Source organism: Sutcliffiella deserti (assembly GCF_020037475.1).
GTDB lineage: Bacteria > Bacillota > Bacilli > Bacillales > Bacillaceae_I > Sutcliffiella_A > Sutcliffiella_A deserti.
In genome coordinates this window covers 397,898-413,395 of the sequence record NZ_JAIQDB010000002.1, presented here as the reverse complement: position 1 = coordinate 413,395, position 15,498 = coordinate 397,898, and the positions used below count along the sequence as shown (strand labels likewise).

Sequence of the window (15,498 nt, the reverse complement as noted above, 5' to 3'; positions counted from 1 at the left end):
AACTTCTACCCACCGTATACATGCATCCGTTTGCATTTTTTTCTATTTTTTTGACTCAAGCATTTTATACAATAGTGCTGCTACTTTTTGAGTATCATGCCTTATATATCCGTCCTCATAGCGAATGATTTTATCATGGACAATTTCTAAGCCCAGGCTTTTGAGGGTAGGGATATCATACACAACAGGTGTCGCAGATTCTTTTTTATAGCGATCTTTTATTTCATCTGGAATGTCCTCTTCGTTCACTAAAATAGTGTCAATAAAGCTTTTTCCCAGATGATCGTTTAAAGCTCTTACATGATCACTTGCTGTATAATTCAAGGTTTCACCCGGCTGTGTCATTACGTTGCAAATATAAACCTTCCTTGCAGTCGATTGACAAACAGCTTCCCCAATTTTAGGAACAAGTAGATTAGGGAGGATGCTCGTATACAAACTGCCTGGACCTATAATAATCAAATCCGCACGATTAATTTCGTCTACTGATTCTTGTAAGGGTTCCACGTTCTCCGGTGTTAGAAAAACTCGCTTTATCCTTTTCCCATGAGAGGGAATTTTGGATTCGCCGGAAACAGCGGTGCCATCCTCAAGCTCTGCATGAAGAACAACACTCTGATTTGCAGCAGGCAAAACCTTTCCTCTGACATTCAGCACTTTGCTCATCTCACGAATTGCATGGACAAAGTCCCCGGTAATCGTTGTCATTGCAGCTAATAGAAGGTTACCAAGTGAATGCCCGGATAATCCATTTCCAGAATTAAAGCGATGCTGAAAAAGGTCCTCGATTAATGGTTCGACATCAGATAAAGCAGCTAATACATTCCGGACATCACCCGGGGGAGGAATATGCAACTCATCCCGCAATCTTCCCGAACTACCTCCATCATCTGCTACAGTCACGACAGCTGTTATGTCTACATCATAATGTTTTAATCCACGCAGCAGCACAGGTAAGCCTGTGCCACCGCCGATAATCACGACTTTTGGAGGCTTTTTGTGATTCATCAATGCTTATCCTTTCGTCTTTCAATATCTCGATGTGTAATGACCGTATCATAATCAGCCTTATAATGCTTTGCGAAGTGTTCTGCCAGTGTGACCGATCGGTGCTGACCTCCCGTACACCCGATGGCAATAACCAATTGGCTTTTTCCTTCTCGCTTATAATAAGGAAGCATAAAATTTAGTAAGTCTGTAAGCTTTTCAATAAACTTTTGCGTTTCGGACCATTTCAGTACATAGGATGACACTTCTCCATCCAATCCCGTCATTGGTCTCATATGGTCAATATAGTGTGGATTCGGGAGAAAACGCACATCAAAGACTAAATCGGCATCGATGGGAATTCCATATTTGAACCCGAAAGATAGTACATTCACCTTGAAAGTTTGTTTGGAGTGTGTTGCAAATTGTTTGAGGATCTTCTCTCTTAGCTCCCGCGGCTTTAAGTTGGATGTATCAAGAATCAGTTGAGCTCGGCCCTTTAATTCTTCCAACAACTCACGCTCGTGCTCAATCCCTTCAAGCGGCAATCCTGTTTTTGCTAAAGGATGGGACCTTCTCGTTTCTTTGTATCGAGTAACAAGAACGGAATCCTTTGCATCCAAGAACAATATCTGTGGTGTTACCCAGGATAGTTCAGAGATATCATCGAGTGCTTCAAACAAGCTATCAAAAAACTCGCGGCCACGTAAGTCCATGACAAGGGCAACCTTATTCATCTTGCTCCCGGATTCCTCCATCAGTTCTAAAAACTTTGGAAGCAGGGTAGGGGGAAGATTGTCTACACAGAAAAAGCCTAAATCCTCTAAGCTTTGAATAGCAACCGTTTTACCAGCCCCACTCATCCCAGTTATAATGACTAATTCCACTTCACTGCTCGTACCTGAACTCATGCTATTACCACTCCTTACTAATTGGGATCAAGACGGTAGGACAATAATTCAAAATCTGGTGTATACGTAAAGGTTCCGTATAGCATCCCGGTTCCCTTTATCAAATAATCTAAAATATGATAATCTCCAGGAGCCATCGGCAACTCTGAAATCGCGTCGGCCTTATGCCATTCAACCGTTCCTTCTTCAGACTCTTTCACATTTTGACCATCAAATTCGGTAGCCAAAAATGTGAACATCATCCACTCTGAAACAATTTGATCGCCTTCTTGTATTAAAAAAGTAAAAATACCTTTAAGTGTAGGATTTTTTAAATATATGCCTGTTTCTTCACGATATTCACGGACAACGGAATCTTTAACGGATTCCCCGTGTTCCATTTTACCTCCGGGTGCTACCCACCAGCCCCGTCTAGGTTTTTGCAGTAATAACACATTGTTATCACGCACTAACACACAGTTCGTAACTCTCTGCATGACGATTTGTTCACCTCAATCTCTTAGCTGACTTTCTTTTAAAAGCCTAAAAAATAAAATTAGCCAAGTGTATCATTTCTATTTTACTTTAAATAGTTACAATAAGACACTGTTAAGTTCTACAAATTACCGAACATCTTAATTCAGGATATAGGTATCGATTCCACAATTAGTATGTAAACGCTTTACATTTCTAGTATAGCATAGCAAGAACCTCATATAGAACACTCATGTAAGAAAACCTATCAATCGAATGGATCGGGAATAAGGACAAAAAAAGGACACGGGAAAAGGGTACCCGTGCCATCAAATATATTTATAAAAGGGGGTCAATTACTACTTATATAATAACCCATTATTGTTGCAGTGCTGTTACAGTGACGTTAAGGCATAGTTACGGTTTTGTTAAGAGGATATTTCTATAATTCGACAAAATAGTCCATTATTCCTAAATCCTCAACACTAGCTTTAACTATTCTCTGCTTTTTGTGTTTTTAATTCTTCAACAAGCTCTTCCACATAATGTTGGGCGCTTTGGGCGGCAATACTTCCATCGCCTGTGGCAGTAACAATTTGGCGCAATGTTTTCTCGCGAATATCTCCTGCAGCATAGATACCAGGAACTTTCGTCTCCATGCGGTCATTTGTTTCAATATAGCCCATATCATTCGTGATGCCAAGGTTCAGGAATGGTTTTGTCAATGGCAGCATTCCTACATAAATGAAGACACCATCTGTCTTGAATTCTTGCTCTTCCCCGTTCTCTGTGCTTACAAGCGTTGCACTTCCAACCTTGCCATCTGTTTCATTGATTTCTTTTACTGTATGATTCCAGATAAAATCGATCTTGTCATTATCAAAGGCACGATCTTGCAATATCTTTTGTGCGCGAAGCTCATCACGGCGATGAACAATCGTAACTTTTGAAGCAAAACGAGTCAAGTAGACTCCCTCTTCTACTGCAGAGTCTCCTCCACCAACAACAACAAGCTCTTTTCCTTTGAAAAATGCTCCATCACATACCGCACAATAAGAAACGCCTCGGCCGCTCAATTCTTTTTCACCAGGAACACCGATTTTTTTATATTCCGCTCCACTTGAAATAATGACAGAACGGGCTTTGTACGATTTACTTCCTGCATGAATGGTCTTATATTCTTTGCCGTCTACCACTTCTTTTACATCACCGTACGCATACTCCGCACCAAATTTTTTCGCATGATCAAACATTTTCGTGGAAAGTTCAGGTCCTAAAATATGATCAAAGCCAGGATAGTTTTCTACCTCTTCTGTATTGGCCATTTGCCCACCAGGCATTCCACGTTCAATCATTAACGTACTTAAGTTTGCACGTGAAGTATACACTGCCGCAGTCATTCCTGCAGGTCCTGCTCCAATAATTACTACATCATAGATTTTTTCTTCTGTCATGTTGTCCACTCCTTTAAGACTTTACGTCACTATTTAATAAAAAGTTTTCAAAAACTTCCTTCATCCTATTTTTAAGAAAGCATAATTTAAAAGCAACAATGATATTGAAAAGAGCCTTGTTAATAAGAATACATCTAAATAAAAGTATTCCCAGTTACTATCCTATATAACAGACTAGTTCTGCGTCCAACTTTTTGCTCACAACAATGATACATTAATTTAACCATTCAAAAAGCCGAAACATTTAACAACAGTTTCGGCTTTTTCCTATAGCTTGGCTATGATCTCTTCTATTTTCTGAACATATTTCCTTATTGTGCTGACGGAGACATTATATTGCTCCGATATTTCTTTTTGCGAAACCGCATAGCCATTATTTTTGCTCCAAGCATAATGGAAGGCACTTGCCCAAGCTGATGCATTGGTAAGAGTTAAGGACTCTTTTATCGCTTTCGAAAATACCACAAACCACTCTTTTACCGTTTGTTCAGTCGCATTTTGTTTCAACAGGTGGGCGATTTCAGAGCCTTTGGCAATGATTGATGAAACATCTTTTTTATTTAACAAGGTGAACATGGCAAACTCTCGTACAAACTCACTTGCATATGGCTGGTCTAACACACTTTTTACAGTCGTACTCTTGGAAAAGCGCAAATTAAATATCTTATAAAACTGATTAGCCTCTTCTAGCTCTACATCTGCATCCGTAGTTGTCTTCCAAGGTTCCGTACCAACTTTATCTGGACTAAGTTCCAGTACTTTTGCCCACGCCTGTTCTGCTACCGTAAAGTGTGACGTGTGATACGCAGCATTAGCAAGCCAGTAATAAAAGGTACTGTCTCCTTGAAAACCGTTGCGCTGTAAGGAACGCATCCATTTGAAAGCGAGATCCTGACGCCCAATCAGACCAAATGTCGCACCAAGTTTATAACGGTGCTCCACAAGGATAGGCGTAACTTTTTCCAGTCTTGCCGCAAGCACCAGCATCTCCGCTTGATTGTTTTCATAATGGTAAAATACGAGTAAATTACATAATGCATGCAAGTTTCCTGGATTTTTGTCCAATACATCCTCCAGTACATCACGTGCCTTTGCCAGATTACCTTTATAAAAATAAGCGAGAGCTAAGTTATTGTAAGCGGACCAAAAATGCGGATACTCTTCAATAATTTCTTCCAACAGAGCCAGCGCTTCATCCAATTCCCCATTTTCGAGAAGATTCCGAGCCTCCTCCTGCATGACAATCAGCTGATCCTGACCTAATACATAATCTTCCGCTTCGTCCGCATCAAGTTCCAACAAATCGAGGAGATCTTCTGTATCATCTACAAATTCACCTTCAGGATCCATCGTTAAATATTCCTCAGCGTGCTTTCTTGATTCCTGAAATAATCCTAGGTAGGCAAAATTATTTGCTATAAAATAATGACAATCATGCATGTCAGGCTCTAATTTATCTAGTATTTCCATAAATAATTCATTGGAACGCTGGTAGTCACCAAGCTCCGTCAAGACAATGGCAAGCTGACTTAAAACAGCAGCATCACTCGGCTTCATCTCTTCTGCTCGCTGCAGCCACTTTCTCGCTTTATATAGATCCCGCTTCCGATAAGCGCGGATACCCTTCTGAAAAAAATAATCCCCATTCTGCGCAAATGGGATCACCTTAGTAACTTCCTTCTTTAAATTCGGATTCTTTCCCATTATAGCCTCCATCAAAACATTCTTTACCGTTCGTAGTATAACACAGTTCCGCACACGAAGAACAGATGGGAAATAATGAAACTCAACCAACGCCAACCTAGCGTCTTTTATTAGAATAGCTTTTCAAAAAGTTAATTTTAAACATAGTGCCGCAACCTCTTCTTACTCCTACATTTCGTTTGTCTCTTAAACAAACGTTTGTTTGAAATTTTCTATGTCTCTATAACTCTTCGTGACAGAAACCTTCCTACCCTCCCTTTTTGCGACAAATAGAAACAATCGGCCTGAAAATCTATTAGGATAGTTTTTTATAAAGTTGATTTTTTTTCTAACCTCTTCAAGCCATGTGGCGCTTATATTTTGCTTTGCGTTTAATCAAACGTTTGATTGAAAATTCCTATGTTAAAAGAATGCTTGTAAGTAGGCATTTTATACACCGCTGCTGATTTCCGCAAAAGACTTCGCTTTCCGCGGGGCGGTGCTGGAGCCTCCTCGGCCATGCCTGCGGGGTCTCCAGCCTGCCGCTACCTCCCGCAGGAGTCTACGTCTTTTGCTCCAATCAGCAGCTAGAGAAGCTCTAATAACCAACTCTCATCTTTAACAGATCCTTCATTTTTAATAAAATAAGAAAAGTGTCTCTCTAGAACGATCACTCCACTAGAAAAACACTTTTCTTCTATTCCTTGCCTTGCTTTGTATGTCTTTCCTCTAACACCGCAAGCACGTCTGCCATCGTAACATTCTGTTCACGTAGCAGAACCATCGTATGGAAAAGTAGATCGGCGACCTCCCATGTTAGCTCTTCTTTGTCACGATTTTTGGCAGCAATGATTACTTCGGAAGCTTCTTCCCCAACCTTTTTCAGTATTTTGTCTACACCCTTTTCAAATAGGTAGGTGGTGTAAGAGCCTTCTGGCATTTCTTTCTGTCGTGTTTGAATTAGTGTTTCTAACGTGGCGAGTATGGAAAGAGGAGAGCTGCTTTTGTCTCCCTCAAGGATCACCTCATGGAAACAGGAATCTTTTCCTTTATGACATGCGGGTCCAGAAGGCGTAACCAGCAATAGCACAGCATCCTGATCGCAGTCATAACGCATTTCGACCACTCTCTGGGTATTTCCGCTTGTTGCACCTTTATGCCATAGCTCCCCACGCGAGCGACTCCAAAACCAGGTTTCACGCGTTTCTACTGTTTTTAGCAGCGATTCTTCATTCATATAGGCAAGCGTTAAAACTTTCTTACTCTCATTATCCTGAACAATACAAGGTACAAGTCCTTTTTCGTCAAAACGAATCGTTGCAATTAGTGCTTCTTTCTTCATCGAACAAGGACCCCCTTTTCTTTTAAAAATGCTTTTACTTCGCTCACAGACGTTTCTTTATAATGAAAGATGGACGCGGCAAGTGCAGCATCTGCCATTCCTTCTTCAAAGGCAGCCAAAAAATGAGAGGCCTCGCCGGCTCCACCAGAAGCGATAACCGGAACGCTCACGTTTGAGCTTACTGCTTTGGTTAGCGCCAGATTGAAGCCTTTTTTCTCCCCATCGCTGTCCATGCTTGTGAGCAAAATCTCCCCTGCTCCAAGACGAACCGCTTCTTTGGCCCATGCAACAACTTCCCATTCCGTTTCCCGGCGTCCACCATGAGTGTACACGCGCCAGCTTCCAAGCGTTTCATCGTATTTTGCATCAATCGCCACCACAATACATTGCGAGCCAAAATAATCTGCCCCTGATTTGATTAGTTCACGATTTAATAAGGCAGCTGTATTTAACGAAACTTTATCTGCACCTGCACGAAGCAATCGCTTCATGTCTTCAATTGTATTGATTCCGCCTCCAACGGTAAAGGGAATCGCCAGTTTACCTGCGACCTGTTCTACCACTTCCACCATTGTCTCGCGGCCTTCATGGGAAGCAGATATATCAAGAAATACTAGCTCATCTGCCCCTTCCTGATCGTAAAATGCCGCCAGTTCCACTGGATCACCAGCATCTCTTAGTTCAACAAATTGTATCCCCTTTACCACACGACCCTCTTTGACATCTAAGCATGGGATAATCCTCTTGGTTAGCATCGTTATTTCACCTCATTTAAGGCACGTGCAAGGGATATTTTATTTGTATAGATTGCTTTGCCGACAATGGCACCTGATACTCCACTGTTTGTATACTTTCGAAGTGTTTCAAGGTCCTCCATTGAGCTCACTCCGCCAGATGCAATGACAGAAGCACCAGTTTCACTAGCCAATTCCACTGTTGCCTCCACATTTGGGCCAGATAGCATGCCATCTGTTGCAATGTCTGTAAAGATAAAGGTTTTTGCTCCTGCATCTGCAAGCTCGCGTCCTAAAACGGTCGCTTTTATCGTGGACGTCTCAACCCAGCCTTCTGTTGCGACATACCCATCCTTCGCATCCAATCCGATGGCAATTTTCTCGCCATATTGCGCTAACATTCTGCGTACAAAATCAGGATCCTGAATTGCAGCACTGCCCAAAATAACCCTGTCCACACCCTGGGAAAGATAAAATTCTACATCTTGTTCATTACGAATTCCGCCGCCTATTTGCACTTTCACAGGAAGTTCATGCGCAACCTGAAGTACATACACACTATTAACAGGAGTACCTGCCTTTGCACCGTCCAAGTCCACCATATGAATCCATTCTGCACCCTGATCTGCAAAACTTTTTGCCATCTCAAACGGGGAATCACCGTATACTGTTTCCTTCGTATAATCGCCTTGCAACAACCGGACACATTTTCCGCCACGCATATCGATTGCTGGATATATTGTAAAACTCATCCTATCTCTCTCCCTTTTCTACCAAGCTGACAAAGTTCTTTAATATCGCTAACCCTGCCGCACTGCTTTTTTCGGGGTGAAACTGCGTCCCAAAGACATTCTCTTTTCCGACCACAGCCGGTACAATTACATCATAGAGGCTGCTTGCCAACAGCTCTTTTTCCGAAAAGGAAGAAACATAATAGGAATGCACAAAATAAACATAATCCTCAACTAACCCTTTTAAAAGAGGAGAGTCTTTGGTAAATCTGAGCTTATTCCATCCCATATGCGGCACCTTATAGCTTTCTTCATCCGCCGTAGTACCGCGAAAACGAACCACTTTGCCCTCAAGTAATCCTAATCCTTCTGTTTGCCCGTTTTCCTCACTATTTTCATACAATAGCTGCATTCCAAGACATATTCCAAGTAAAGGCTTTCCGCTTTTTACTTCCTCTTTTATAAAAGCATCCAATCCTGTTTCTTGCAAAATAGCCATGGCATCTCGGAAGGATCCGACTCCTGGAAGAATTAATCCATCTGCTTGTGCCAGTACTTCACGGCTATTCGAAATAGTATAACCGACTCCCATGCGCTCAAGCGCCTTGCTCACACTATACAAATTGCCCATCCCATAATCAATGATGCCTATCATCCTATAACATTCCTTTCGTTGATGGCACTCCTTTTACACGAGGATCAATGGTCGTCGCTTCGTCTAAGGCCCTGCCAAGCGCTTTGAAAATAGCTTCTATTATATGGTGGGTGTTGCTTCCGTAATGAACAATCACATGTAGGTTCATTCGAGCTTCCAGTGCTAGCTTCCATAAAAACTCGTGTACTAGTTCTGTATCAAAGGTGCCTACTTTTTGGCTTGGAAACTCCGCTCTAATTTCCAGATGCGGCCGATTGCTTAAATCCACAACCACTTGTGCAAGCGCCTCATCCATTGGCACAAAAGCATTTCCATAGCGTTTTATCCCCATCTTATCCCCAAGTGCTTCTTTGAGCGCCATTCCGAGGCAAATCCCGATATCCTCTGTTGTGTGGTGATCATCGATATCCACATCACCTTTTGCTTCTAGATTAAGATTGAACTGTCCATGCTTTGTGAAGAGATCGAGCATATGAGTCATAAAAGGCACCGGTGTATCAAGCTTTGCCGCTCCTTCACCATCAATTGTGAACCCTAATTTTATTTGTGTTTCATTGGTATTTCTATCAATATTCGCTGTTCTTGTCATCGGAATCTTTCTCCTTTTTAAATCTGGCTTCTACCGCTCGTGCATGTGCCTCAAGTCCTTCAAGACGGGCAAAGGCGGCAATCTTATCCACATTATCCTTCAATGCCTGTTGACTGTACATAATAATACTCGACTTTTTCACAAATTCATCCACAGATAATCCGCTCGAGAAACGCGCAGTGCCATTTGTGGGTAACACATGGTTCGGGCCTGCAAAATAATCCCCAACCGGTTCTGAACTATACTTTCCTAAAAAGATTGCCCCTGCATGCTTAATAAAAGGTAAAAGATTCATCGGTTCCTTTGTCATCACTTCCAGGTGTTCAGGTGCTAGCTCGTTAACGGCTTGAATCGCTTCAGCCATAGAATCTGCCACATAAACTGCGCCAAACTCTTCGATCGCAACCCGTGCAATTCCTTCTCGTGGCAAGGAGATAAGCTGCTTTTCTACTTCTATTACCACACGCTCAGCAAGCTCCTTGCATGTTGTGACCAAAACACAGGAAGCTCGTTCATCATGCTCTGCTTGTGATAAAAGATCTGCTGCCACTTCATGAGCGACTGCAGATTCATCGGCCAGCACCACAATTTCACTAGGTCCTGCGATACTATCAATATCCACAAGTCCATATACTTCTTTTTTCGCAAGCGCGACAAAGATGTTACCTGGGCCCACAATTTTATCCACAGGCTGAATTGTTTCCGTTCCAAAGGCAAGTGCCGCCACTGCCTGTGCACCGCCGACTTTATAGATTTCTTCTACCCCAAGTAAATCTGCCGCAACAAGAACGCCAGCAGGTAAGGTACCGTCCTTTGCGCATGGAGACACCATGGCAATGCGCTCCACTCCTGCCACCTGTGCAGGTATCACGTTCATCAAGACTGAGGAAGGGTAGGCCGCTTTTCCACCTGGAACATAGACACCAACTGCATCAAGTGCTGTTACCTTTTGACCAAGAATTGTGCCATCCGCTTTTGTGGATAACCACGATTGCTTTACTTGTTTTTCATGATAATCTCGAATGTTTTCTGCCGCTTCTTGGATAACCGACATCAGCGACGCAGGGAAATCCTCATATGCTTTGATAATCTCTTCTTTTGTCACACGTAAGCTTGTGAGCTTGGCACCGTCCCACTTTTCTGTATAGCGGAAAAGCGCTTGGTCTCCTTCTGCCTCTACGGCTGAAAGTATTTCTAGCACTGCTTTTCTCTGGCTTTCTGTGCCCTGGTCGAGGGAGCGCCGCAAGGAAACAGTGTTCTCCAACTTTTTGATTTTCATTGCTTAACCCTCCTCCACAACAGCTGCTAATCTATCCACAAGCTCATCTATTTGCTTGTCCTTTAGACGGTAACTTACTGGATTAACGATTAAACGGGACGTGATATCCACAATACGCTCAAATTCTACTAATCCATTTTCCTTTAACGTTCTCCCTGTGGATACAATATCCACAATTCGATCAGACAAGCCGATTAATGGCGCGAGTTCAATAGATCCATTTAATTTAACCATCTCCACCTGCTTGCCTTGTTCACGAAAATAGCGAGAAGCAATTCCTGGATACTTTGTTGCGATCTTCGGAGAAACATCCTTCATTTCAGACCCCGGTAGACCCGCAACCGCCAAATAACAGTGACTTATTTTCAAATCTAGTACTTCATACACATCCCGCTCTTCTTCGAGCATAACATCCTTACCAGCAATCCCGACGTCTGCCACCCCATGCTCAACATAAGTTGTCACATCCATCGGTTTTGCTAAAATAAACCGCATATTTTCTGTAGGCACATCAATAATTAGCTTTCTTGAATCATCCAAATCTGGTGGAATATCATAGCCTGCTTTTACTAATAAAGCTGCCGCCTCCTCGAAAATTCTTCCTTTAGGCATCGCAATCGTTAACACACTCATGACTCATTCTCCTTTCTAGCTTTTCCTAGAAAAAAAGTTACCTCATGAAATGAACTTGTACAGGCATCAAGGTTTTCCACCCCGCTGATGTCTTGTAGCACCACTCTTTTTCCATCTTTTCTTTTTAAGCCTGCAAACCTGATCGCTTCTTCTCTTCGCTCTTGACTGAAAAGCACGCCATGAATGGAGACAGCTGTTTTTTTACTATCCTTCGCTTCTAACAATCGATCAAGATGGATCCCAAATCCTGTAGCAGACTTATCCCGGTCAAACTTTTGGAACAACTGATCATAGCGCCCGCCATTGCCAATTGGAAAGCCAATATTACCTGCATATGCCTCAAACACAATTCCCGTATAATAGCTCATATGACTAACAATATTCAAATCTAATTTCACATTATCCTGCACGCCATAAGCCTCAAGCATTGTCCAAAGCTGCTTAAGCTCTTCAATTGCCTTTCTCCCTGCTTCTCCTTCCACAAGCTCTGTCGCTAGCCCAATCTTGGAAGAATCTCCACGCAGATCTAATAAAGATAATAGTCGTTTTTTATCGATGGAGGATAAAGATAAGCTTTTCACATGCTCCCGATATCCCACATAATTTTTTTCATAAAGATATCTTCTTAGCGTTCCTGCACGTTCCTCATTTCCCACAATATCTAGAAAAAGCTCCTGAAGAAAGCCAACATGCCCAATCGCTATCGTAAAGGTCGTTACACCTACTTGCTTTAAAAGGGAGATCATAAGCGCAATCATTTCAGCATCTGCACTTGTCGAACGGTCGCCGATGCATTCTACCCCAATTTGCTCAAACTCTGCTGGTCGCCCTAACTCATTTTGCTGTGCGCGAAAAACATTGGCAGAATAGGCAAGACGCAGCGGATAGCCGTCATTCACTAATTGTGAAGCTGCCACCCTCGCAATCGGTGCCGTCATGTCCGGTCGCAACACAAGCGTATGTCCTTGTTGGTCAAGTAGCTTAAAAAGCTGCTGATCCAAAATGGCCGACGCTTCACCAACAGTTTCATAGTACTCCAAGGTGGGAGTCTCCATAAACTGATATCCCCATTGGTTAATTTCCGTTGTCATCGTATTTTTCACTTGTTTTTTTACTTCATATAAAGAAGGAAGCGTATCCCGCATTCCCAATGGCTTTTCAAACATAAACAGTTTTGACATCTAGAAACCCGCCTTTTTATATAGAAAATTGTACAATATATTCTAAATCCTTTAGTTCGCTAATATGGTAACATGTTAACAAATAGGAGTTGGATGGTCAAGTGTAAGGATGTTTTTCATGATCTATTATGTTTAAAATAAAATAAATCACTCCGGCTCGGAGGGACAACGAATTTACATACATCATTCCCCCTCAACCTTGCTTTTCATGTACTTTCTTCGAGCTTTTACATACATCATTCTTCCTCAACCTTACTTTTCATGTACTTTTCCGCTTTGTCTTGAGATAGATTTCTTTATCATCTTTCCATTCCTCAGAATTCACAGCAGTGTTTGACGAAGCCTGATGGATGTTAGAAAGTTTTAAACAAAAAAAAGACTGCAGACAACCGCAATTTTCATTGAGTTTGTCTACAGTCTCTGACACTAATCTATTAATATTCAGACTGTTAAAGCTTCATTCTTTCTGCCATTTCTTCGGCTGTATAAATCACACGCATCGGATTCCCGCCGACAAACACGCCTGGCGGTACGTCTTTATGTACAAGCGTACCAGCTGAAACAATGGCGCCATCGCCAATGCTAATTCCGGGAAGAATCGTTGTATTGGCACCAATCATTACTTCGCTGCCAATTTCCACTTCACCGAGCCGATATTCCTTCACTAAGTATTCATGTGCAAGAATTGTGGTGTTGTACCCGATCACGGTATTGCGTCCAACGCTTATTTTTTCAGGAAACATTACATCTAACATGACCATAAGTGCAAAAGAGGTTTGATTCCCCACTTTCATTCGCAAAAACGTTCGATATAACCAATTTTTCATCCCTAAAAACGGAGTGTATCTCGCAATCTGAATTACTGCGAAATTTTTCACGACTTTTAAAAATGGGACCGTTTTGTACACATGCCAAAGGGAATTTGCGCCTTCCACCGGAAAACGAGTCGTTCTTCTACTCACCCTTTGTCACCCCAACCAGTGGGAGTATGTCCTCCATATGAGTAAGCACGTAGTCTGGCTCGAATTGCTGAAGAAATTCTACCCCTTTAAGAGTCCAGCTAACCGCCGCTGTCTTTGTACCAGCATTTTTGCCAGAAAGAATATCATGATAGTTGTCTCCCACCATAATTGCTTCCTCTGGTGAAGAGCCAAGCTGTTGAAGGGCAAGTTGAACTGGTTCCGGATCCGGCTTCGCGTTTGTTACATCATCCAAACAAACTACAACATCAAAAAATTTATCTAACCCTGTTAACTTTAATCCCATAATAACGGTTTGACGCATTTTTGTTGTGACAATTCCAAGCTTTAATCCTTTTTCGTGAAGAAGTTGTATTGTATCGTATACTCCTTCAAATTCTGTTACCAATTCATCATGCTTTGACATATTAAAGGTACGATAATGGGTGATCATTTCTTCCACGCGATCTTTATCCATTTTTACAAAAGTATCGTAAAGTGGCGGGCCGAGAAATGTTAACACATCGTCCCGTTGATACTGGTTAGGATAAAAGTGATCTAACGTATGCAGAAACGATTCAATAATCAAATCGTTGGTATCTATCAGTGTTCCATCTAAATCAAATAATAACGTGTTAATGCTCATAGGATGCTTCCTTTCTTTTTGAAACGTCGATTCGTTTCCAGATAAATGCAACGGTAATCGTCAAGACAATTGCCGTGATAATTCGAATTACAAGCAGCGGCCATACTGGAATCCCTAATGGAATAAAAATCAAGGTATCCTCAATGACTGCATGACAGGATACTAAAAAGATAAACGCCAAGGTGATATCCTTTTTACTAACATTATCCTCTTTTACCGCCTGAATCATCACACCCGCTCCATATGCAAGTCCAATCAATAACCCAGCGGCCATCGTAGTTGAAGTGTTTTCCTTCATTCCCATTGCCCTTGTAAAAGGACTCATCCATCTTGAAAAGACTGCTAACCAGCCAAGCTCTTTCATGAACTGCACCGCCGCCATTAGGGGAATTACAATAAGTGCAAGTTGTAAAATTCCCATCACGCCGCGCTGGACCGCCTCAAGAATAATGGGGAAGAACCCGACCACTGCTTCTTCCTGTTGTGCAACAAACCCGTATTGCGCGATTTCCTGCCCACCATTCCACATAAGATTTATGACAATACCAGAGATAAAGGCAAGGCCCAAGCGAATGAGCAGGATCACCCATATTTTCAATCCCACCTTGGCAGCAACCGTCGATTCTACCAACAGATTATGGGAAAAAGAGAGCATCATAGCTAGGATAAATACTTCTTTTACCGTTAAATCAAGGGTAAGGATGGCTCCGATTCCTGCGTATAAATTCAAAAAGTTCCCAATAACAAGGGGAATTGCTGCTTCTCCAGAAAGGCCGAAGATCCCCATTAATGGAGCGATCGCATTGATAATATACTGTAAAATGGGGGTATGTTGCAGAATTCCTACAATAAGTGTGACAGGAAAAATCACTTTTCCCAGTGTCCATGTAGTCATTAGCCCCACCATTAAGCCTCGTTTTAGTGTTTGTAGCAAGGCGCTCCTCTCCCCTCTCGTTATGCCTTTCCATTTCTGTTGGAGGCCTTTTGTTTGTTGGTTTTGTTAAATTTCGGCGTTTTAAATACGTTTCTATTTTGAGTTTCCTGTAAACAACGCTTTTGATAGATAATGGTTACTCCTGAACTACGAGATCACTCAGAAGATTAGTTTTATTTTCGGGGTTTCGCTTAAACACCGCTGATGATTTCCACGAATGGCTTCGCGTCCGCGGGGCGCCTGGGAAGCCTCCTCGGCTACGCCTGTGGGGTCTTCCCTATGCGCTATCTCCCGCTGGAGTCTCCGCCTTTCGTTCCAACCATCAGC

General features: G+C 42.2%; 16 protein-coding genes. All 16 read right to left on the bottom strand.

Going from position 1 to position 15,498, the window contains the following annotated elements:
• Positions 1-42: 42 nt before the first annotated feature.
• On the bottom strand, positions 43-1,008 hold the full coding sequence (locus tag K9B36_RS07260) for a gluconeogenesis factor YvcK family protein (protein ID WP_223701355.1): 966 nt from the start codon (positions 1,006-1,008) through the stop codon (positions 43-45).
• A complete protein-coding gene (rapZ, locus tag K9B36_RS07255; RefSeq protein WP_223701354.1) occupies positions 1,008-1,898 on the bottom strand; it encodes an RNase adapter RapZ in 891 nt (296 codons plus the stop codon). The genes K9B36_RS07260 and rapZ overlap by 1 nt, the downstream gene beginning before the upstream one ends.
• Before the next feature lie 17 nt (positions 1,899-1,915).
• Positions 1,916-2,374, bottom strand: a complete 459-nt coding sequence (locus tag K9B36_RS07250; RefSeq protein ID WP_223701353.1) for an 8-oxo-dGTP diphosphatase — start codon at positions 2,372-2,374, stop codon at positions 1,916-1,918.
• Positions 2,375-2,842: 468 nt separating this feature from the next.
• Positions 2,843-3,805 carry a thioredoxin-disulfide reductase gene (trxB, locus tag K9B36_RS07245; RefSeq protein WP_223701352.1) on the bottom strand — a complete coding sequence of 321 codons (963 nt, stop codon included), beginning with the start codon at positions 3,803-3,805 and terminating at the stop codon, positions 2,843-2,845.
• Positions 3,806-4,072: 267 nt separating this feature from the next.
• Positions 4,073-5,509 (bottom strand): helix-turn-helix domain-containing protein, encoded by a 1,437-nt coding sequence (locus K9B36_RS07240; RefSeq protein ID WP_223701351.1) that lies wholly within the window; start codon positions 5,507-5,509, stop codon positions 4,073-4,075.
• 676 nt (positions 5,510-6,185) lie between these two features.
• Complete coding sequence (gene hisIE, locus K9B36_RS07235) at positions 6,186-6,830, bottom strand: bifunctional phosphoribosyl-AMP cyclohydrolase/phosphoribosyl-ATP diphosphatase HisIE (RefSeq protein ID WP_223701350.1); 645 nt, start codon at positions 6,828-6,830, stop codon at positions 6,186-6,188.
• Complete coding sequence (hisF, locus tag K9B36_RS07230; protein WP_223701349.1) at positions 6,827-7,585, bottom strand: imidazole glycerol phosphate synthase subunit HisF; 759 nt, start codon at positions 7,583-7,585, stop codon at positions 6,827-6,829. Before hisF ends, hisIE begins: the two co-directional genes overlap by 4 nt.
• A 2-nt stretch (positions 7,586-7,587) precedes the next feature.
• Positions 7,588-8,316 carry a 1-(5-phosphoribosyl)-5-[(5-phosphoribosylamino)methylideneamino]imidazole-4-carboxamide isomerase gene (gene hisA, locus K9B36_RS07225; protein ID WP_223701348.1) on the bottom strand — a complete coding sequence of 243 codons (729 nt, stop codon included), beginning with the start codon at positions 8,314-8,316 and terminating at the stop codon, positions 7,588-7,590.
• A 1-nt stretch (position 8,317) separates the two neighbouring features.
• On the bottom strand, positions 8,318-8,950 hold the full coding sequence (gene hisH, locus K9B36_RS07220) for an imidazole glycerol phosphate synthase subunit HisH (RefSeq protein WP_223701347.1): 633 nt from the start codon (positions 8,948-8,950) through the stop codon (positions 8,318-8,320).
• A 1-nt stretch (position 8,951) separates the two neighbouring features.
• The gene (gene hisB, locus K9B36_RS07215; RefSeq protein WP_223701346.1) at positions 8,952-9,539 is read right to left on the bottom strand and encodes an imidazoleglycerol-phosphate dehydratase HisB; all 588 of its coding nucleotides are present in this window, start codon (positions 9,537-9,539) and stop codon (positions 8,952-8,954) included.
• Positions 9,517-10,818, bottom strand: coding sequence for a histidinol dehydrogenase (hisD, locus tag K9B36_RS07210; protein ID WP_223701345.1), 1,302 nt, complete (start codon positions 10,816-10,818; stop codon positions 9,517-9,519). The genes hisB and hisD overlap by 23 nt, the downstream gene beginning before the upstream one ends.
• A gap of 3 nt (positions 10,819-10,821) precedes the next feature.
• Positions 10,822-11,451, bottom strand: coding sequence for an ATP phosphoribosyltransferase (gene hisG, locus K9B36_RS07205; RefSeq protein WP_223701344.1), 630 nt, complete (start codon positions 11,449-11,451; stop codon positions 10,822-10,824).
• Complete coding sequence (locus K9B36_RS07200) at positions 11,448-12,632, bottom strand: ATP phosphoribosyltransferase regulatory subunit (protein WP_223701343.1); 1,185 nt, start codon at positions 12,630-12,632, stop codon at positions 11,448-11,450. The genes hisG and K9B36_RS07200 overlap by 4 nt, the downstream gene beginning before the upstream one ends.
• A 449-nt stretch (positions 12,633-13,081) precedes the next feature.
• A complete protein-coding gene (locus K9B36_RS07195) occupies positions 13,082-13,594 on the bottom strand; it encodes an acyltransferase (protein WP_223701342.1) in 513 nt (170 codons plus the stop codon).
• A complete protein-coding gene (ppaX, locus tag K9B36_RS07190) occupies positions 13,587-14,237 on the bottom strand; it encodes a pyrophosphatase PpaX (protein ID WP_223701341.1) in 651 nt (216 codons plus the stop codon). The genes K9B36_RS07195 and ppaX overlap by 8 nt, the downstream gene beginning before the upstream one ends.
• The gene (locus K9B36_RS07185) at positions 14,227-15,144 is read right to left on the bottom strand and encodes a nucleoside recognition domain-containing protein (protein WP_399201588.1); all 918 of its coding nucleotides are present in this window, start codon (positions 15,142-15,144) and stop codon (positions 14,227-14,229) included. The genes ppaX and K9B36_RS07185 overlap by 11 nt, the downstream gene beginning before the upstream one ends.
• Positions 15,145-15,498: the final 354 nt, after the last annotated feature.